A 19,756-nucleotide genomic window follows, 5' to 3' on the forward strand; every position below is an offset into this window, starting at 1 on the left:
ATTATAAGCTTGTTTATTTTGATTTACCTTCAGTAAGTTCTTTATATTCTGAAATAATCTTATTTCCTTCTGTAATAACCTTTTCCATATTTTTCATTCTACAAGGCTTACCTTTGAGAATATTATTGATTGTTATTCCAGATAATTTTGTACGTTCAATAAGTTTATTGATCCCACCTAATGGAAGATTATTTTTAATCTCAATAATTTTGTTATTTTGCATTAGCTTATGTTTTAACTATGCAACAAATTTATAGTAAATAATCTAATAACTTACAATAAAAATAGTAAATAATCTAATTTTAACATATTTATGATAGATAGGATTCTTCAAATAATTGATTATAAAGGCATTACAAAAAGCAAATTTTATAAAGATACTGGTCTTTCTAATGGATTTTTAGACAAAGTAAAAGATATTGGTGTGTCAAAGTTAGATTATATACTCAAAGCCTACCCGGATATTAATATAAAATGGTTAATATCTGGTGATGGAGATATGCTAAATAAAAGTATTCAGGAAATTGATCAAAGAAATTCAAATACAGCAGATTTCACCCAAATAAAGCTTTTCTCTGTAACAACTGCACTTTTGAACAATCTGAAAATCATTAATTTTCTTGTTAGTTTGGCAGATAAAGAAAACTGCTCACTAAATACTAAAGAATTATCAAGCTTAGAATTTTATAGAGGTTTAGAGAAATTTGTTTATGATTTAAAAACAGGTAAAATATTATCAAATGAAGAAAATTTTGAATATTTAAATAGGATTATTTCCGATAGTTACGGTTTTATAAATCATTTGATTTTAAAAAGTTCAAAACATTTAAATATTGAGATTGTCGATGAATATCAATAAATAGTTTTTAGAAATATTCACATTGTTATACAGATATGCAGAACACTAACAGCCGTACAGTAATAACTAACTGACGGCTGTTTTCTTTTGTAGCAAAAACAAGGAATGTAAGCGTAAATACAGCATTACACATATCTTTTCAAATAAATCTTTTCAAAATATAATTATAAAACATTGTTTATCAATGTTTTAAATACACGATTGAATAAAATCTATTTGTAATTAACGATAGTTTGAACGTTGTTTTATGCTGTTTGAGTGTTTTTTTTGATAATCTAATGTCGTTTCAAGGCTTTAAAAAACTGCCTTTTGGTAATCCATTTGGTAATCCATTCAAAAAAAGAGGTATTTTCAGCAGAATATTTTCAGCATTAAAGTTTTAGATTTTTCATCAAAATTAAACCAATAGTAAAGCCTTAAAACATCGTTCTAAGGCTTTTAATAGTATTATTTGGCGTTTCGGTTGTATTATATCTTACAATTGGTTTAAATGGCTTCTTTATCCGCTTTTTAACGGTAGTATAACTGTAGTTAATGGAACAATATTTACATTTTGATTCATCCATTCAAAAAGCTTAAAACATCAAAAACCTTTAATTTTAGGGCTTTTTTGAGCCTTTTTCTATTCTTATATTATTTTACAATTAGCTATCCCCTTAATAAAAGGCATGAATAATAAGAAGAATAAAAAATTTTTCATAGGGTTTTGTTTTATTCAATGAAACCGGATATTAAACTCCGAACTGGCTCAAATGATGGTTAAGATGTTTAGCAAACATATTATTCCATTCCTGGGAAGTAAGTTTTCCGAAAGAAAAAGATTCTTTGCCATCAAAAGCCGAAGCTCCCAATTGCTGAGTTTTCTGAATAAAACCAATCAGTCTCCTTTTTTCTTCATCAAAATTTTTTCTTTCTTTTATCAAAAATTGTGGTGCAGTGGGAGAATCTTTAGGATAAGATTTCTCTCCAACAACTTTGGGTTTCACAAATGTTTTGAGGATAAACTTGGCTATTGCGCCCGGCTTTTTATGTTTTTCAGGCTCATAAACCATTTCGTAGGTTACAGAGCAGTGAGCCAGCATTTGGTCGACCGTCATTCTACCCCACAAACCATGGGTATCTTCTACCAAATTATTGATTCTGTTAATATAATTCTGAGCATCTTTCGGGTCAAATACATTTTCCATAATGGTTTATTCTTTTAAACAAATATATCAGTTTTTTTTGTGGTGTGAAATATCAGCATAAAATACGGCAATCAGTCGAATACAAAAACAGAGCAGAATAATTTCTGCTCTGTTTATTTAAACTATTATTTAAAGATTATTTTTTAATCGCCTTAATGGTTTGCTTAGTACCATCGTTCATATTAAGAACAACAAGATAAACTCCCGCATTCAATTCTCTTAAATGAAGAATATTACTTGGTTTTTCAAATGATTTAACCAGTCTTCCGGCAATATCTATGACAGAAATAGATTTTACATTTTTAATGTCTGAAATATTTAAGACATCAACAAACGGATTCGGATATGCCTGAACTTTATTTCTATCTAATGAATTCTCTACGGTTGATAATGTAGAAGTTATTGAGAAGTTATCAATAAAGAAATCGTTATCTGCGGTATCATTAACAGTTCCAGAGCTACCATAGAATGCAAACTTTGTCTGAGCTGTTGCCCCTGTTATAGTATACGTAAATGTAGTAGAGACATTCGGAATATTGGTAGACTCATTCCAAGACTGAATAGAAGTCCAAGTAGCACCATTGTCTGTTGACATAAGAACCTCAATTTTATCATCAGAACCAAGACTACCTGCATTAGTTGAACTATATTCTGTCATTGCATAATCAAAAGAAATTGTATAAACTCCACCTGCTAAATTGAATGTAGGAGTCATCAACCATCCTGTGATATTGGTACTGTACAAGTTGATTTTTGCTGCCCCAGTACTTCCTACGTTTGCAAACCCATCAGCATACCAGTAAGTTGAGTTTCCTGAAGGTCCTGTTGCAACAGATCCTCCAGATCCTTGATTCCAGCAAGCTGTATTGACTGATGAGAAATTGTTGGTATAAGTTGGAGTAATAGCATCACATTGTGTGGTAAAACTTCTCACTAAACAATTGCTGGAAATTGATCCGGCATTGTATGCATTAATAGTGTAATAATATGTGGTATTATAAGCTAACGGAGTACCAAATGTATAAGTTGTCATATTACCCAAATCTGCATTATTTACAACATCTGATCCTCCTGAAGTAGTTCCTACCGTAATTTTATATCCTGTAGCTCCGCTCATAGCATCCCATGTGATTGTTGGTGTAAGTGATGTTCCGCTTACTCCGTTTGCAGGACTAGTGACTGTAGGACAAAAGTTTTCTGTGGTAAAAGTAGCAATGCTTGACCAAGAACTCTTGTCTGTCGTACTACACAAAGATCTCACCCAAATATAGTATTGTGTAGATGACATTAGTGATGAAAGATTTACAGTTGTTGATGTTGCTGTACCTGTTGCAGTTGTAGCTGCTGTAGGTGCAGTATTGCTGGTGGATAAATAATATTCATATCCGTTTGCAGGAGCTGAAGCAGGAGCAGCCCAAGAAACTGTAGCCGTAAATGGCGTAATGGCACTTGATGTAAGAGCATTAGGCTCAATACAAGTAGGATTTACTTCTACGATAATATCATCTACATATAGATTAAACATATTTGCATCAGAGTAAACATTAAACCCGAAGTAATAAACTCCGGTAGATGCTGGAGTAAATGTATAAAAATCCGTTTGAGGCGTCAGTACATTAACGATACTAGGATAATCATGTATAATGGTGTTTTGTGAAGCCGCATTAGCTGATGTACCATAGGTAACTTTCATTTTTTCTACATATACATCACTATTGTTACCATAAGTATATTTAATTCTGTACACTGTACCTGCCGTAAGATTAATTCCGTTAGTAAAAAACCATGCATCAGCATTATTCTGCCAACTGTATTTATAGGTGAGTGTTTTATTTGTAAATCCGTTCCCCGGATTATTTTGAATAATCCAGTCATTACCAGATCCTACATTTACTGCCGATGTGCAGTTTGGCATTGCAGGAGCTGCTGCACTTTCAAAATCCTGAAGATAAGGTACATTCGCAGCAACACAATTGGTAGCAACACAAACATTCACCCAGTTACTTGCTTCTGTAGCTGTACATTTAGATCGAATCCAAATACAATAATTGCTACCAGGCATAAGTGCAGTAATAGTGATTGTAGTACTTGCAGTATTTAAAAGGGGGGCAGTAGAAGCTGTTGGAACAACACCAGTATTTGAATAAAACACATCATATCCTGATGAAGGAGCTGATGAAGGAGCTGTCCAAGAAACAGTAACACTGGTCGCTGTAATGCCCGATGTAGTAAGCGAAGTAGGAGCAATACAAGAAGGTGGTGCAGTTACGGTAAGTTTATAATCATGTACCTCACCATAACCTGATGTATCGCAAGATGTAGGAGCGGTATTCCATCTGTCTGCTACTCTCATTCGATAATTTCCGGGAGTAACTGTTGAAGGAATATTGATTGTTCCGTTTGTAATCATGGTTGTTCCGCTATTGCCTGAACCAATCAATTCTGAAGTTTCATCAAAAGTTCCGTCATTATTAAAGTCTGCGTAAATTCTGACATACTGCTCCGCATAATCATGCATTACTTCAAAACCGTATGGAATTACTGGCGATAAGGTTATTGTTTGCGTTGCAAAAAAATCACCATACGTCCCTGCTGAACATCCTGTTCCCAAATGACTATAACCTGCGGTAGGAATTTTAAAATCATTAATTTGATCTCCGCCGTCACAGCCACTTGCATAGTTGGGCGTACAATAAGTTTGTGCACTCATCCAGATGGCAGAAAAAAGCACAAACAAAAGATAAGTTTTCTTCATGTTTACAAGTTTTTAATTTAATAGTTAAAAATAAAAAATAAATACAACATCAACAAGCAATATGATATATTTTTAAGTAATAAATAAATAATACAGAATATCTAGAGAGAATACAAAACAAAGAAGGTGGTCAAAAAGACCACCTTCTCAATTGATTTAAAAATTAAAAAATTATTTTTTTATAGCTTTTAAAGTTTGTTTAGTACCATCATTCATATTAAGTACCACTAAATACATTCCTGAATTTAATTCACTTAACTGAAGAGTATTAGAAGGCTTATCAAAAGATTTAACCACTCTACCTGCAAGATCAATAACAGAGATTGATTTCACATTTTTGATATCTGAAATGTTTAATACATCAGAGAAAGGGTTTGGATAAGCTTTGACTTCATTCTTAGTTATTACAGCCTCTGACGTTGATAAACTTGCATCATATGCTGAAACTTGGAAAGCTCCGTTGTTAGTAGAACTATAATTCCAAACACCAATTAATAAAGTCTGTCCTGGAGTAATACCGTTAGCCGAAGTTAGACTTAGCATTGAGAAATTACCATCACCGTCATCATCATTACATCCTACAGAAGTTAAAGCACCACAAGATCCTGTATAAACACCTAAAACTGTATCTGTGACAGCTGAACCAGTTGCTGATTTAGTTTCGATAGTAATGCTTCCACTTGCTGGTACAACTACTGAATACCAAGTATCTGCAAATCTTGTTAACTGACATGCGGTTGTAGCTGTTGTATCATTTGTAAGAGTAGCTCCAATTGTCGTTCCTGTCACAGGGTTTTGTGCAAAAGTCGCCCCTGGTGTTAATAAAACCGCACCAGAACAGTCATCATTTGCAGGCGGTGTAGCAAGCGTAGTAAAACTACCTGAAACCCAAGTGCTCGTAGAACCACCACAATTAGATCTTACCCAATAGTAGTATGTTGTTGACGGGCTTAATGTAGATAAAGGAACTGAAGTTGCTGTTGTCGATGTTCCACTACCTGTAGGAGCAGTATTTGTTGTTGAATACACATACTCATAACCATTTGCAGGTGCTACAGAAGGAGCTGTCCAAGAAATTGTTGCTCCAGTTGAAGCGACAGAAGATGAAGCCAAACCAGACGGAGGTAAACATGATGGCGCAACAGTTACATTTACTGTATAATCTTCAAAAGTACCATAAGTACCGTTATAACAAGGTGTAACAGGTCCAACATCCTGACCTCCAACTCTCATCCTGTAAGTTCCTAGAGGTGTTGAAGCAGGAATTGTGATACTCGCAGCCAAAGTTGTTGGATTAGTGCTTGTTGAAGTACCAGTATAAAGAGCTTCAGCATCTTCAAAAACCAAATTATTATTTAAATCTACCCAAATTTTAGTATCATAAGTATACCCTGTTTCATAAGTAACAGAAACTTGAGAAGTTACACCGGCAGGAAGGTCTCCAATCATTGTTGAATAATTTCCATAATTTCCAGTTTCAGCAACAGTAGTATTGTTAACAACATTAGGCGAATTACCAAAAGTGACATTAGTAATACCATTTCCATCTACACTACTTGGTGCAGGAGTACAATATCCGGTATAAAAATTTAATGATGATGACCATGAGCTTGTAGAACCAGATCCACAATTTGATCTTACCCAAACATAATAAGTAGTATTTGCTGTAAGCCCAGAAATTGTTGCCGTATTAGTAGTACTAGTAACTGAGTTTGTAGCATCCAATACCGTTGTTGCAGTAGGAGCTGTATTTATAGCACTGTAGTACACTTGGTATCCGTTAGAAGGAGCCGTAGAAGGAGCCGTCCATGATATATTTGCTGATGAACTCGTCACAGAAACTATAGTAGGATTTTGCGGAACAAAACATACAGGAGCTTCTTTTACTTCAACATTATCCAATAAAATATCATCATAAAAATATGGATTTGTTCCAACATTTTTATCTACAGTAAATCTTAGTTGAACAGTTGCACCAATGTATGATGATGCAAGGGCAATACCTTCTGTTCTCCATGCTTGAGCATTTGTAGTATTCGTAAAAATTGTTACCCAGCCATTTCCATCATTTATATCTACAGTTAATTTGTTATCATCATAAGTTGAAGGAGAAACAGTTGTTGAAGTTGAAGTTGAATGATTTTTAAACCACTCAAAAGAAACATAAGGAGCAGCCAAACCAGTCAAATTGATTTGTGGAGTTAAAAGTTCTACATTTTTTATTCCTGCATAAGGAGAACTTGCATCAACCCATGCGTAAGTACCACTCGCTCTCCCATTATTTGCTAAATTAGCTCCATAATCCGCATTTCCAGTAAATTTCCAGCGAACATTTGCGCTTGTGTCTGTAGATGTAGGATTTTGACTAACCCAACAAGATGGTAAAACTCCTCCGCTGAAAGTTTCAGAAAACGGAACAGATACCGCTGCGCATGATCCTATCAACACAGAAGTAGTAAAAGAGTCTGTAGAAGAATTAGTACATGTGACTTTACATCTATAATAAATAGCAGTTCCCGTATAAGCTGGAGGTGTATATGTTGTGGTCGTAGCTCCAGTTCCGCCAACGACGTTAGACCAAGTGTTATTATCACTAGATTGCTCCCATTGGAAAGTTAAACCTGCAACACCTGAACTAAAACCAGAAAGTACTAAATTAGCAGGTGTTTGTCCAGGCATTAGCGACTGTGATGCTGGTGAAACAGCACCTGCAATAGGCGCACCAGTACAAGCCATTGGAGGAGTCCAGATAAATTTCAACCCACTTGCCGGAACAATTTCTCCGCCTGTAGCAGCCGTCCCCTGAAAAGCAATTGTCGAGTTATTTGCGGTACCTGAAGTTGACGCTGACCACGCAGTTACTCCTGTACCTAATCTATTATTAAAATCTGTATTAGAAGCACCTTTTAAGCCTACTTGTACTGCTGATGCTGTAGTAACTTGTGTAGAAGCTATAGCATCATATATTACTTCTATAACATTAGTTCCTTCATACAGTTTAATTTGGAAATTTAATTTATCTCCACTACCAGACCATCTTTGAACATTTTTCCATTGTACAGTAAGAACCTGCGACCCTGGGGTTCCCGAAGTTTGGTAAGAAATATTATCTGGTTCTACAAAAAAAGCAGTTGCAAAAGTAGAACTTGAAGTAGCATTTGCAGACATGGTAATATTGTTTCCAGAGATAGCCGTCACAGTAGCTCCTGCAGGTATACCTGACCCAAGAATTCTCATTCCAACAGCAACATTCGGAGCTAAAACAGTACTGGTTCCTGTAAGGGTAAAGGTAGGAGATCCGGAAGTACGTGTTGCAGAAGCAGCTCTTAAACTACCCGATAAATCGGCTCCGAAAGCAGATATCAAATTAATAGCCGTACTCGTTGTAGAACTTATAGGCACAGAAGCTCCTAAAGAACCTATAGCACTTGGTGTAGTAGAAGCCAACCTAAGAGCTCCATCGGTACTCATATAGAAACCATCATATACGATACCGTTGTAATTAAAATTGAAGCCAATTGGAAATGCTGCAAAACTCCCAGCACTTGTTGTTCCATTCGTACCGTTTGCACCGTTGTGAAAAAATTCAGAATCCCAACCGGCAGTAGCAGTAGGTGACAGTACCATATTATTTCCTCCAGTAATTGGAATATAGGTTCCGCTTGATTGCGAAAAACTATAATTAGAAACGAACTGAGCTTTTAAGCTCGTAAAAGAAGCCAACAAAAATCCAGATAAGAATAAAATCCTACTGTTTCTTTTTAGCTTTTCTTTCACAAAAGAAAGTTTTTTCATATTCAGTATAATTAAAATTAGGGAGTAAAATTAATAAATATTAACATTAAATATACATATAACAGAGTATTTTTTTTATTAAATATTTAATATATACTTAATAAAAATAAGAATAATTAAACATACATTTAATTGAATATATTCATACTTAAAATAAAAAACAAATAACATGATTATAATCAGTAAGTTAATTTATTTTTTCACCATTACATTTAACAATAAATTCGACTCACGAAATAAACAAAATAGTCAATTATTGAGTACATAAAAAAATCGCACTTCAGACAAAGTACGATCAAAGAAATCTTAACGCATAAAGATTTAGTTCAGATAAAACTCATATTTATTTAACAGCTGAATTTCCTTTATCAGTTCTCCGTTAAGATTTACTGATTGTTTCATAGACTGCAATTCAATTTGTGAGTCATCTTCAATATTCTTAATGTAAAATCTGATTTTTTGCGATCCCTGATTTTTTTCTAAAACTCTACGGAAAAAATTGAGATCTTCAGGACGGAAATCCATTACATCCATTACCAAAGAAATACTTTTTGCATAACGCTCAAATGCTTCCTGAAGTTCTATCACATCCACCACATTTACAAATACCCTTCCGTCTTTTACCTGAGCAAATTTTATTTTTAAAATCACAAAACGCTGTATTTCGAGTTTTTCTTTCAATTTCATATAATCCCGGTCTCCCAGCCTGAAAGAATATGATCCTGAGTAATCCTCCAAAGTAAGAAATGCTACTTTTTCTCCACTTCGAAAGCCGTCTTTTACAACATATTCTGTAATCAAACCTGCCACAGTATATTCTTTTCCTCCGCCACCATTTTCCCTCTCTTTTTGTATGGTTTTCCAGTCTTTTTTCTTTTCCTCAAACAATTCCTCCTGCTTATTGGCAAAAGCCTGTTCCTTGTATGCATCTACTTCATCAAGATTCAGAAAACCAAACACTCCTTTAGGCTCAGCTTTTTTCACGATTTCTTCAACAATTTCCTCTTCACCTGTCAAGACTTCATCTGAAACTATTTCTATTAGATCAGCTACATCTTCCGGTGCTTCCTGTTCAAGAATCGGCACTTCATCAATGACTGCTTTTACATCATCCCCTTTTTCGAGTACTGCTTTTTTTGAAAGCTCTCCCTGTATAAACTGAAACTGAAATTTAAATTCATCCAGCGGATGTGCAGAAAGATAAAATCCGATAATTTCCTTTTCTTTATTTAGTTTATGCATATTTGGCCATTCAGGGCAAGGCAGCAACTTAGGCTGTTCGATCTGAACTTCTTCAGCAAAATCAGCAAATAGAGAATTTTCCATTTCATTCTTACTCTCCTGAAAGCTCTGTCCATAACGGATCAGTCTTTCAAGATTTGTTCTTCCCGACATATCAATATCAAAATACTGTCCTCGATGATAAGAATCCAATTCATCAAAGGCACCTGCCAAAACCAAACTTTCAGCTACTCTTTTATTCATCTGAGACGGCAGAATTCTTTCAAAAAAATCATAAATATTTTTAAATCTTCCATTTTCTCTTTCTTTCGTAATCGCTTCACTCGGGCCTTCGCCAATTCCCTTAATCGCACCCAGACCAAAACGAATCTGTCCTTTTTCGTTTACTGAAAATTTATACTGAGATTCATTTACATCCGGTCCTAAAACATCTACACCAATACTTTTACAATCTTCCATGAACATGGTAATAGAATCTGTATTGTTGATGTTGTTACTCATCACACTCGCCATATATTCCGCAGGATAATTGGCTTTAAGATATGCTGTCTGATAGGCAATCAATGCATAACAGGTAGAGTGAGATTTATTAAAGGCATATTCGGCAAATGCTTTCCAGTCATTCCAGATTTTTTCTAATCTTTCTTCATTAAGGTTATTTTTTCTTCCGCCTTCTATAAATTTAGGGTACATTTTATTAAGAACGTCAATCTGCTTTTTACCCATTGCTTTTCTAAGCGTATCAGCTTCACCTTTGGTGAAATTTGCCAGTTTTTGGGATAAAAGCATTACCTGCTCCTGATAAACAGTAATTCCGTAAGTTTCCTTTAAATATTCTTCAGTTTCTGGTAAATCATAGACAATCTCCTCAATACCGTGTTTTCTGTTAATAAAATTAGGAATGTATTTAATAGGACCAGGGCGATATAATGCATTCATGGCAATAAGATCGGCAAAAACCGTAGGCTTAAGCTCCCTCATGTATTTTTGCATTCCGGGACTTTCATATTGGAAAATTCCGACTGTTCTTCCTTCTTTGAATAACTGATACGTTTTTGTGTCATCCAACGGGATTTCATCCGGATTAATATCAATCCCATGTCTGGCTTTTACAAGTTTTAATGCATCTTTTATAATGGTTAAAGTTCGCAACCCCAAAAAGTCCATTTTCAGAAGACCGGCACTTTCCGCTACTGAGTTATCAAACTGAGAAACCAGAATATCTGCATCTTTTGCGGCAATTGTGACCGGAACAAGATTACTTACATCTTCCGGTGTGATAATTACTCCACATGCGTGGATTCCGGTATTTCTGATGCAGCCTTCCATTTTTTTCGCACTTGCCAAAACATCATGACGGGGATCGTGAGGACTGTCTAAAACAAGTCTCATTTCATCCACGAGCTGCTGCTCTTCTGGTTTCAGCTTATCATATTTTGATAAAGCCTTGGCGATATTCATTCCCGGACTCGGAGGAATCAGCTTTGCAATATTGTTCGTATCTGGAATTGGTACATCCAGTACTCTTCCTGCATCTTTTATCGCAGACTTTCCTCCCAATACAGAATAAGTTATAATCTGTGCTACCTGACTTTGTCCGTATTTATCAATTACCCATTTGATGATTCTGTCTCTACCTTCGTCATCAAAGTCAATATCAATATCGGGCATGGAAACCCTTTCAGGATTTAGAAATCTCTCGAAAAGGAGATCATATTTAATAGGGTCTACATTGGTAATTCCAATACAGTAAGCTACCGCAGAACCTGCTGCAGAACCACGACCAGGACCAACCCAAACGCCCATATTTCTAGCTTCGTTACAAAAATCCTGAACAATCAGGAAGTAACCCGGATAACCTGTATTGGCAATAACTTCGAGCTCAAAATCCAGACGCTCTTTTATTTCATCTGTAATTCCGGTTTCAACATATCTTTTTCTGGCTCCTTCGTAGGTTAAATGGGTTAAATAAGCCATCTCACCTCGTTTTCCGCCGTCTATCTCATCTTCAGGATGAACAAATTCCTGTGGAATATCAAATTTCGGAAGAAGAACATCTCTTTTTAAAGTATAAGGTTTAAATTTCGATGTAAATTCTTCGTAAGCATCAAATGCATCAGGATAAGCCAGAAAAGCTTCTTTTATTTCATCTGCATTTTTGATATAATATTCTCCTGTTGCCAATCCTCTTCTTTTTCCAAAACCTTTTCCAACAGGTGTTGTCAGTTTTTCACCATCTTTAATGCAGCTTACAATATCCTGAATATTGGCATCGTCTTTATTGGTGTAAAAAGTTTCGTTCTGAGCTAATATTTTAACATTATATTTATCTGCAAAATGCAGCAAAACATCATTCAAATGCTCTTCTTCGGGCAGCTTATGATTCTGGATCTGAACATAAAAATCATCACCAAAAGTATCTTTCCACCATCTGAAAAGCTCCTCCCCTTTCTGTTCACCGGTATTTAAAATCGCATCAGGAATATCTCCGTTAATTCCCGACGTTAATGCGATTATTCCTTCTTTATATTCAGCAATTAATTCACGGCTGATACGCGGAACACCGAAGTAAAAACCCTTTAAAAATCCTATACTGGAAAGTTTTGCCAGATTTTTATATCCGTTAAAATCTTTTGCCAGCAAAACAACCTGTGTTCTGCGGTCAGGATCGTCTTTGGTAAATTGTTTTTGCTCATAACGGTCTGAAATATAGAACTCGCAGCCTACTACCGGAATTAAAGGTTCAGAAACTGGTTCAGGTTCATTAAACTCAATTCCGTTTTCTTCTGCTTCCTGCTTTTTGGCTAAATATTCTTTATGTTTTTTTGCTCTGTCGCCATTTGCGGCTTCTACTGCCGAAACAAATTTAAAAGCTCCCATCATATTTCCCAGATCGACCATTCCGACCGCAGGAAACTGATCATCTGTAGCTTTTTTGATCAAATCATTAATACTAGAAGTCGCCGATAAAGTGGAAAAAACACTGTGATTATCAAAGTTGAAATATTTTCCGAGATCAATCTCATCAATACTTCCGAAATCTTTCTGTTTTTTCTTATTATTAAAATCTGCAACCTGCCTTCTGATAACAATATTAAAAGGCTTGACCGGATCCGGATGAAGTGCTTTAAAATAAGAAAGCTGATCTTCAGAAATCTTTAAAACTTCAGCAGGAATCACGCCGATTCTCATCATTTCAAAGAAAACCTGTGCTGTAGCATTTACGTCGGCTGCTGCATTGTGGGCTTCATCAAATTTATGACCGTATAACTTTTCGTATAATTCTTCCAGTTTTGGAGATTTGTACCTTCCGCCTTTTCCGCCTCCAAGCTTACAATATTCTGTTCCCAGAATCATGGTATCTGCTTTTGGCTTATCCTGAAGATTGTCTTTTATATTCTTGCGGAAAAATTCTGCTCCTACAATATTGTAATCAAACTCCACATTATGTCCGGAGACCACTCTTACTTTCTGAAGAACTTCTGCAAACTCATTCAGAACTTCCTCAAGATCACGACCTTCTTCATTGGCAATTTTCGTGGTAATCCCGTGAATTCTGGCAGCGTTGAAGGGAATATCGTACCCTTCCGGTTTTATAATATAATCCTGATTTTCAACTAAAGTTCCGTCGTCATCATGCAGCTGCCATGCAATCTGAACCATTCTGGGCCAGTTATCTGAATCTGAAAGCGGTGCGTTGAAATTCTTAGGTAATCCTGTTGTTTCGGTATCAAAAACTAAATACATGTAATTTTCTTAGCTTTTTAATTAAAAAAAATTGTAAAGTTAGGGTATTTTTTTAGTTATAACAAGATATGACCTACCAGTTATTAGTTAAAATTAAGGCAAAAAAAATCCTCTTACCAAAAGGAAAGAGGATGATATTTCAATTAAAATAATTCTATGCTTTTTTAGTTGCAAAAGAATATATTTTTTTTCCCGTTGAGATGATCAATAAAGCAATTAAGCCACCCGCTAAACCGAAAATAACTTGCTTCAGCATTTCATTCCAAGTTGGCAATGCATGATGCAGATAATCAATGTTATGGTCAAAGATTCCGCCCGCAACCAAAATCAGCGCAATAGTACCAATTACTCCCAAAGCTTTAATAACCCAAGGAAGTGCTTTTACAAGCAAATGCCCTAATTTTGCAAAAAAGCCTTTATCATTACTTTTTTTAATTAATTTAAAACCTGCATCATCCATCCTCACAATTAATGCTACAATACCATAAACACCTACTGTTGCAATAATTGAAACCACAGAAACAGTAACAATTTCTACCAGCAAAGGATCAAATTGTGATTTCAAAGCATCATATCCATCTTTGGCAGCTGCAAGAGCAATAATCACAATCTCCAGTGAGAGAATAAAATCAGTGGTTACCGCAGATTTTACTTTAGCTTTTTCTGCCACTTCGCCTTCTTCAACAATATCATCAGATTCCTCAATTACCTCATGCCCTTTTTTTTGTCTGTGAAATAAAAATTCCACAATTTTCTCTACACCTTCATAAGCTAGATAAAATCCACCTATGATCAAAATAATATTAATCGCCGGAGAATACAACCACTCCAAAAGAAAAACAAAAGGAACAATAATAAGCTTATTGATGAAGGAGCCTTTCATAATTTTCATCAACACCGGAATTTCTCTGGATGAAAGAAAACCTGTTGCTTTCTCTGCGTTTACAGCCAGATCATCTCCCAATATTCCTGCTGTTTTTTGAGTCGCAATTTTACTTGTAACGGCTACATCATCCATCAAAGCAGCAATATCATCTAAAATCGCAAAAAAACCTGATGCCATATTTTAATAAATTTTTAATCTTTGTTAAGTGATGCAAAAGTATATATTTTTCGGTATATAAATATATGACGGGATAGATTTATTTTCCGGAAAACTATTTTGCAGATCACAATAGATTCATATTTCTCCTTACCTTTACTGTATGAAAAAACTAATCCCGAAATACCCTATTTTTGTTCTTGGATTTATTGGTTTTATTCTTAATTCTTGTAACACTAAATTCCGGGTTTGGGTGGGAAACGATAGTCAGAAAATTTACAATTTGAAATACGGCGAACATAAACGCCAGAAAATGGATGTTTTTTTGCCCGCAGAATATCCGAAGGATTCTCCGGTGGTACTTATGGTGCATGGTGGTGCATGGAAATACGGAAGAAAAGAACACATGATTAAAATTCAGAAGCTCCTTTTTGAAAACAATATCCCAAGTATCAATATAAATTACAGGCTTGTTGCAAAAAGCATTACTTACCGACAGCAGCTCGAAGATATACAGTCAGCCATTGAAAAATTTAATTCGCTATCTGAAAAAGCAGAACTCAATCCTGATAACTACATTATTCTAGGAGAAAGTGCAGGCGGACATCTGGCTTTGCTCTATGGTTATAAAAACCCCGAAAGAATAAAAAAAATCATCTCACTCAGCGGTCCAACAGATTTTTATACAGACGAATATCTCAACTCTTTTTATTCCCGGTACACATCCGGAACTGTACAGAAAATGGTGGGAACAAAATTTAACCGAAAAAATCTTTCTGAAGAATTTAAAACAGCCAGTCCGATTGCAAATGTAAGTAATGTTCCTACATTGCTGTTTCAGGGTAATCGGGATTTTCTGGTTAATTACAGACAAGGTTTAGCATTAGATTCTGTACTTACTGAAAAAAATATTTCGCACCAATTGGTTTTTATGGATAAAACGGGACACGCTCCAAGATTTTTCAACCGTAAAAAGAGAGACAGCATCATTTATCCTGCAATTTTGGAATGGATAAAAAAATAACCTGCAAATGCAGGCTATTAAATTATATTAATCTTCTTTATCAATCAATTCATCCAATCTTTCATCTTCCAGTTTAGGATTTCCTTTTGGTGCTCCAAATACAAATTTAAGAACTACCGGAACAGTAGTAATTAATACGATTACAATAATAATAAATTCAAGTTTATCTTTCAGATCAATTCCAAATTGTGCTCTAAACAGCTCATTCAGGTAGTGCCCTGCAAAAATCAGAATAAAAGACCATAAGATACCTCCAATCACATTATCTCTTACAAATTGCCTTCTGTCCATCTGTACAATTCCCGCAACAATCGGCATAAAAGTTCTTACGACCGGTAAAAATCTTGCCATGATAATTGCTAAAGCTCCGTTTTTCTCAAAGAAATCATGCGCCTGATACAAATATTTTTTCTTGAAAAGCATGGTATCTTTCTTATTATACAAAGCAGGACCTGTTTTGCGCCCAAACCAATATCCTACCTGATTCCCGACAATGGCAGCAATTGCAACGGCTGTTGCCAGTAATGTAGTATCTAAAAAATCACTACCGGTAGAACCGAAAGTCTCTCTGATGATTTCTACCGCATAAATTCCTGAAACAAAAAGCAGTGAATCTCCGGGGAGGAAAAACCCTACAAACAAGCCTGTTTCAGCAAAAACAATAAATAAAATCAGCCAAAACCCACCCATTTTAATGTAGAGTTCCGGGTTTAATAAATCTTTCCAGCTATTGATATCTTCCATATGTAATGATAAGTAGCAAAAATAAGCTTAATCCTTTTGAAAAGGAAATATATTAGCACTTTTTAACGAAAATTCTGACATGAAGTTTATAAGTCTAAATCATTATCTGAAACTGCTGTTCCATCTGCCATTAAAAATGCTTTCAGAAACGGAGTCAGATTACCGTTCATCACTGCATCTACATCTGAAGTTTCATATCCTGAGCGCACATCTTTTACCAATTTATAAGGATGCATTACGTAATTTCTTATCTGGCTTCCCCATTCTATTTTCATTTTGTTGGCTTCTATTTCATTTCGTGCTTTCATTCTTTCTTCCAGTTCCATTTCGTATAATCTGGAGCGAAGCAACTGCATTGCTTTTTCTTTATTCTGAAGCTGAGAACGGGACTCGGAATTTTCAATAATAATTCCTGTTGGGGCATGACGAAGGCGAACCGCTGTTTCCACCTTGTTTACATTCTGTCCTCCTGCTCCGGAACTTCGCATGGTTTCAAAAGAAATATCTGCAGGATTGATATTAATTTCTATCGTATCATCTACCAAAGGATAAACATATACGGAAACAAAACTTGTGTGACGTTTTGCATTAGAATCAAACGGTGAAATTCTTACCAAACGATGTACACCATTTTCACCTCTTAGATATCCGAAAGCAAACTCACCTTCTATTTCGAGTGTCACCGTTTTTACTCCGGCGACATCGCCTTCCTGAAAGTTGAGTTCCCGAATTTTATACCCCTGTTTTTCTGCCCACATTGTATACATTCTCATCAGCATTGAAGCCCAGTCACAGCTTTCGGTTCCTCCGGCTCCTGCTGTAATTTGCAGAACTGCCGAAAGCTCATCGCCTTCATTAGAAAGCATATTTTTAAACTCAAGATCTTCGATTTTTTCCAAAAGTTTTGGAAAAGTTTCGTCAAGCTCTTTTTCAGAATCAGGATCTTCTTTAGCGAATTCCATCAAAACCTGAAGATCCTCAAACTGTGTATTGATTTCTTCATAGTCTTCCACCCACTTTTTCTTAGAGCGAAGCTGTTTTAAGAAAACTTCGGCAGTCTTGGGATTGTCCCAAAATTCCGGAGCAGCAGTTTTTTCATCATCATTTGAGATTTCTATCTTTTTTTTGTCAATCTGCAAATACCTATGAAGGTCTTCAATTCTTGACTGTACTTCTTTTATCTGGTCGTTATTAATCACGATTCTATAATTTTTGCAAAAATACGGATAATTTAAGAGTGAAAACAGATGACTGCAAGGTATTTTACTTAAGTTTTCCGTTTATACTTTTGGAATAAAAAAACATAAAAGACTAATTAACAAATAATAAAACCCATCACAAATGCAATGGGCTTGATTTTGTATAAGATAATTTTAATGCTATTAAGCGACTATTTTAAAAAATTTATCTCAAACATTCGTAAACAATATTTCCTGCAAACGATGCGCCTTCAAATCTAACCGTAAAAGGTCTGTTTGTACCAGAAAGTATAACTCTAAAAATACCATTTCCTAAGTTATACGTCCAAGTACCCGCAGTAGATGTATCAGCAGTAGTTGTACCACCATTAAACCTCAAGTTATGCAACTCCTGAACACCCGTATTGGCTCCCGTTGTAACTAGAAGTTCAAGGTACAATCCATTATTAAGACCATCTAAATTAGAAAACACTCTAATTAAAGTAACATTTTTATTTGCTGCTGAAGTATTACATGGTGTAATAGTAGTGCTTACCCCATTTGCAGAACTTACCCGGCCTGCTCCATTTCCAAGTGTATTAACATCTGGTGACCAAACAGGCGGACTATCTGAACCTGTACTTTTTAGGATCTGAAAATTTGTTCCAGGATCATTATTAGGCATTAAGGCACCAGAAAATTTGATGTTCCCGTTAACATCTAATTTTTCAGAAGGAGAAACAACACCTACACCGAGATTTCCTGTAGATCGAAGCACCAAAGATGGTGTAGTGAGAATACCGCTATTGTAAAATTCATATCCTGTAAGATTAGTAGTTCCGTTTCCTTCATAAGTAGAGAGTATTGTGCTAAGTGTGGCAACAGCTCCATTTCTTCTCCCATTAAAATTAATTCTGCCTATTTCATCATTTGCAGCAAGATTTACTCCTCCATTGCTTCTTGTTAGAACCAATCTAGAAGGTGTAGAATCTGTTGAGTTAACCACCACTCCCGCATTTGCATTTTCTACATTTATATTTCCTCTTACATCTAAAGCTTGCGTAGGAGCAGCAGTCCCTATCCCGATCCTATTTGCATCTGCATCTACAGAAAAAGTAGTGCCGTCAACCGAAAAAGCATTGATACCAGTACCAGTAAATTTCATTGTATTGGTTGCAGAAAGATTAGAAACCGTTGTAGTTCTGGTTAAATCACCACCTAGTTCTACGAAGTTGCTTGGGGTTTTTGTGAGTCCGTTTTGAGCATCAACAATGCTACTGGCTGCCGGATTGGTAATTTTTTTTGCAGTTCCATTTGATGATAGAACCAAAAATTCATCGCCAGTTGCTAAGGCAGTTGCTGTAGGTACGCTTCTGAATCTTACATTACCATTTACGTCTAATAATTCTGAAGGTATAGTAACCCCTATGCCCATTCTGCCATCAGCGCCAATTCTTGCTTTTTCTGTGCCTAATGCACCAGATCCCGAGCTCGTCAAGAAACGAAGTGGAACAGGGTTAGTAGTTGCGTTTGAACCCACATCTAATGTGGAAGCATCCAATCCTGCAAATACTTGTGCATTGGATTCTGGAAAAGACTGCAAACTAAGTCTAGAGACTGTTCCATTACTATTTCTATCGGGAGAAGTAATAATGATGTTAGCCAATCCAGTGGTTGAGCTAGCTAGAGCTTCTTGTGAAATTCCTGCATTAGGAGAAAAAACTGTTCTTTGGTTGGTTCCTGTTATGGCAAGGCTATTTCCATTCTGTGTTACCGTTCTGTTATTAGTAAGAGTGCCATCATCTTTGTAAAGATTAATTTCTGGAGCAGGAGATCCTGCTCCTATTTTCACCCAAACCGATCCATTAAAATAGTAATAACCGGATGTAGTCATGTTAATTCTTTGTCCTGAAGCTGTACCTGCTGTAACATCTGTAATATAAACTAAAGCGCCACTTTGATCTGTTCCGTAGAGCAGTTCTCCTTTGTTGGTTAATTCTTCTCTTGTTAATCTTGGTGCTTGCAGACCCGTAATGTCTGTTGCTAAGGAAACTCCTAAGGCATTTGTTTTGCCTCGTACATCCATTGTAGTTTTGGGATCTGTGGTATTAACACCTACTCTGCCTTCTTGTCCCAAACATAAAGCAGATACTAATGACATAATTGAAAATAAAACTTTTTTC

The 19,756-nt window shown here is 35.6% G+C and carries 11 protein-coding genes; 2 read left to right on the forward strand and 9 right to left on the reverse strand.

Going from position 1 to position 19,756, the window contains the following annotated elements:
• Nucleotides 1–13 precede the first annotated feature (13 nt).
• A complete protein-coding gene (locus AC0NBN_RS10330; RefSeq protein ID WP_160811927.1) occupies nucleotides 14–223 on the reverse strand; it encodes a hypothetical protein in 210 nt (69 codons plus the stop codon).
• A gap of 90 nt (nucleotides 224–313) precedes the next feature.
• Here AC0NBN_RS10330 and AC0NBN_RS10335 point away from each other — a divergent pair, with 90 nt between their 5' ends.
• Nucleotides 314–859, forward strand: a complete 546-nt coding sequence (locus AC0NBN_RS10335; protein ID WP_160811926.1) for a hypothetical protein — start codon at nucleotides 314–316, stop codon at nucleotides 857–859.
• Nucleotides 860–1,590: 731 nt separating this feature from the next.
• Here the strand turns inward: AC0NBN_RS10335 and AC0NBN_RS10340 are convergent.
• The 5 genes from AC0NBN_RS10340 to AC0NBN_RS10360 all read right to left on the reverse strand — a co-directional run bounded on the left by AC0NBN_RS10340 (nucleotide 1,591) and on the right by AC0NBN_RS10360 (nucleotide 14,648).
• Nucleotides 1,591–2,046 carry a DUF1569 domain-containing protein gene (locus tag AC0NBN_RS10340; RefSeq protein WP_143883392.1) on the reverse strand — a complete coding sequence of 152 codons (456 nt, stop codon included), beginning with the start codon at nucleotides 2,044–2,046 and terminating at the stop codon, nucleotides 1,591–1,593.
• A 136-nt stretch (nucleotides 2,047–2,182) separates the two neighbouring features.
• Complete coding sequence (locus AC0NBN_RS10345) at nucleotides 2,183–4,801, reverse strand: fibronectin type III domain-containing protein (protein WP_160811925.1); 2,619 nt, start codon at nucleotides 4,799–4,801, stop codon at nucleotides 2,183–2,185.
• A gap of 171 nt (nucleotides 4,802–4,972) precedes the next feature.
• Nucleotides 4,973–8,596, reverse strand: coding sequence for a T9SS type A sorting domain-containing protein (locus AC0NBN_RS10350; RefSeq protein WP_160811924.1), 3,624 nt, complete (start codon nucleotides 8,594–8,596; stop codon nucleotides 4,973–4,975).
• Nucleotides 8,597–8,917: 321 nt separating this feature from the next.
• Nucleotides 8,918–13,585: a DNA polymerase III subunit alpha gene (dnaE, locus tag AC0NBN_RS10355; RefSeq protein WP_160811923.1), complete on the reverse strand. Its 4,668-nt coding sequence runs from the start codon at nucleotides 13,583–13,585 to the stop codon at nucleotides 8,918–8,920.
• Nucleotides 13,586–13,739: 154 nt separating this feature from the next.
• Nucleotides 13,740–14,648 carry a DUF808 family protein gene (locus AC0NBN_RS10360; RefSeq protein ID WP_160811922.1) on the reverse strand — a complete coding sequence of 303 codons (909 nt, stop codon included), beginning with the start codon at nucleotides 14,646–14,648 and terminating at the stop codon, nucleotides 13,740–13,742.
• Nucleotides 14,649–14,790: 142 nt separating this feature from the next.
• Here AC0NBN_RS10360 and AC0NBN_RS10365 point away from each other — a divergent pair, with 142 nt between their 5' ends.
• A complete protein-coding gene (locus AC0NBN_RS10365; RefSeq protein ID WP_160811921.1) occupies nucleotides 14,791–15,651 on the forward strand; it encodes an alpha/beta hydrolase in 861 nt (286 codons plus the stop codon).
• Nucleotides 15,652–15,678: 27 nt separating this feature from the next.
• Here the strand turns inward: AC0NBN_RS10365 and AC0NBN_RS10370 are convergent, their stop codons facing one another.
• The 3 genes from AC0NBN_RS10370 to AC0NBN_RS10380 form a co-directional block, all read right to left on the reverse strand.
• Complete coding sequence (locus AC0NBN_RS10370; RefSeq protein WP_143883386.1) at nucleotides 15,679–16,395, reverse strand: DedA family protein; 717 nt, start codon at nucleotides 16,393–16,395, stop codon at nucleotides 15,679–15,681.
• A gap of 86 nt (nucleotides 16,396–16,481) precedes the next feature.
• Entirely contained in the window at nucleotides 16,482–17,594 is a 1,113-nt protein-coding gene (gene prfB, locus AC0NBN_RS10375) for a peptide chain release factor 2 (RefSeq protein WP_160811920.1), read from the reverse strand.
• 205 nt (nucleotides 17,595–17,799) lie between these two features.
• Nucleotides 17,800–19,734 carry a hypothetical protein gene (locus AC0NBN_RS10380; protein ID WP_474468338.1) on the reverse strand — a complete coding sequence of 645 codons (1,935 nt, stop codon included), beginning with the start codon at nucleotides 19,732–19,734 and terminating at the stop codon, nucleotides 17,800–17,802.
• Between the last annotated feature and the right edge of the window lie 22 nt (nucleotides 19,735–19,756).

The sequence above is a fragment of the Chryseobacterium sp. L12 genome (assembly GCF_056133985.1).

Excerpts from the sequence above, each read along its gene's own strand:
- AC0NBN_RS10330 (WP_160811927.1), bottom strand. The coding sequence starts at position 223 with ATGCAAAATAACAAAATTATTGAGATTAAAAATAATCTTCCATTAGGT.
- AC0NBN_RS10335 (WP_160811926.1), top strand. The coding sequence starts at position 314 with ATGATAGATAGGATTCTTCAAATAATTGATTATAAAGGCATTACAAAA.
- AC0NBN_RS10340 (WP_143883392.1), bottom strand. The coding sequence starts at position 2,046 with ATGGAAAATGTATTTGACCCGAAAGATGCTCAGAATTATATTAACAGA.
- AC0NBN_RS10345 (WP_160811925.1), bottom strand. The coding sequence starts at position 4,801 with ATGAAGAAAACTTATCTTTTGTTTGTGCTTTTTTCTGCCATCTGGATG.
- AC0NBN_RS10350 (WP_160811924.1), bottom strand. The coding sequence starts at position 8,596 with ATGAAAAAACTTTCTTTTGTGAAAGAAAAGCTAAAAAGAAACAGTAGG.
- dnaE (WP_160811923.1), bottom strand. The coding sequence starts at position 13,585 with ATGTATTTAGTTTTTGATACCGAAACAACAGGATTACCTAAGAATTTC.
- AC0NBN_RS10360 (WP_160811922.1), bottom strand. The coding sequence starts at position 14,648 with ATGGCATCAGGTTTTTTTGCGATTTTAGATGATATTGCTGCTTTGATG.
- AC0NBN_RS10365 (WP_160811921.1), top strand. The coding sequence starts at position 14,791 with ATGAAAAAACTAATCCCGAAATACCCTATTTTTGTTCTTGGATTTATT.
- AC0NBN_RS10370 (WP_143883386.1), bottom strand. The coding sequence starts at position 16,395 with ATGGAAGATATCAATAGCTGGAAAGATTTATTAAACCCGGAACTCTAC.
- AC0NBN_RS10380 (WP_474468338.1), bottom strand. The coding sequence starts at position 19,734 with ATGTCATTAGTATCTGCTTTATGTTTGGGACAAGAAGGCAGAGTAGGT.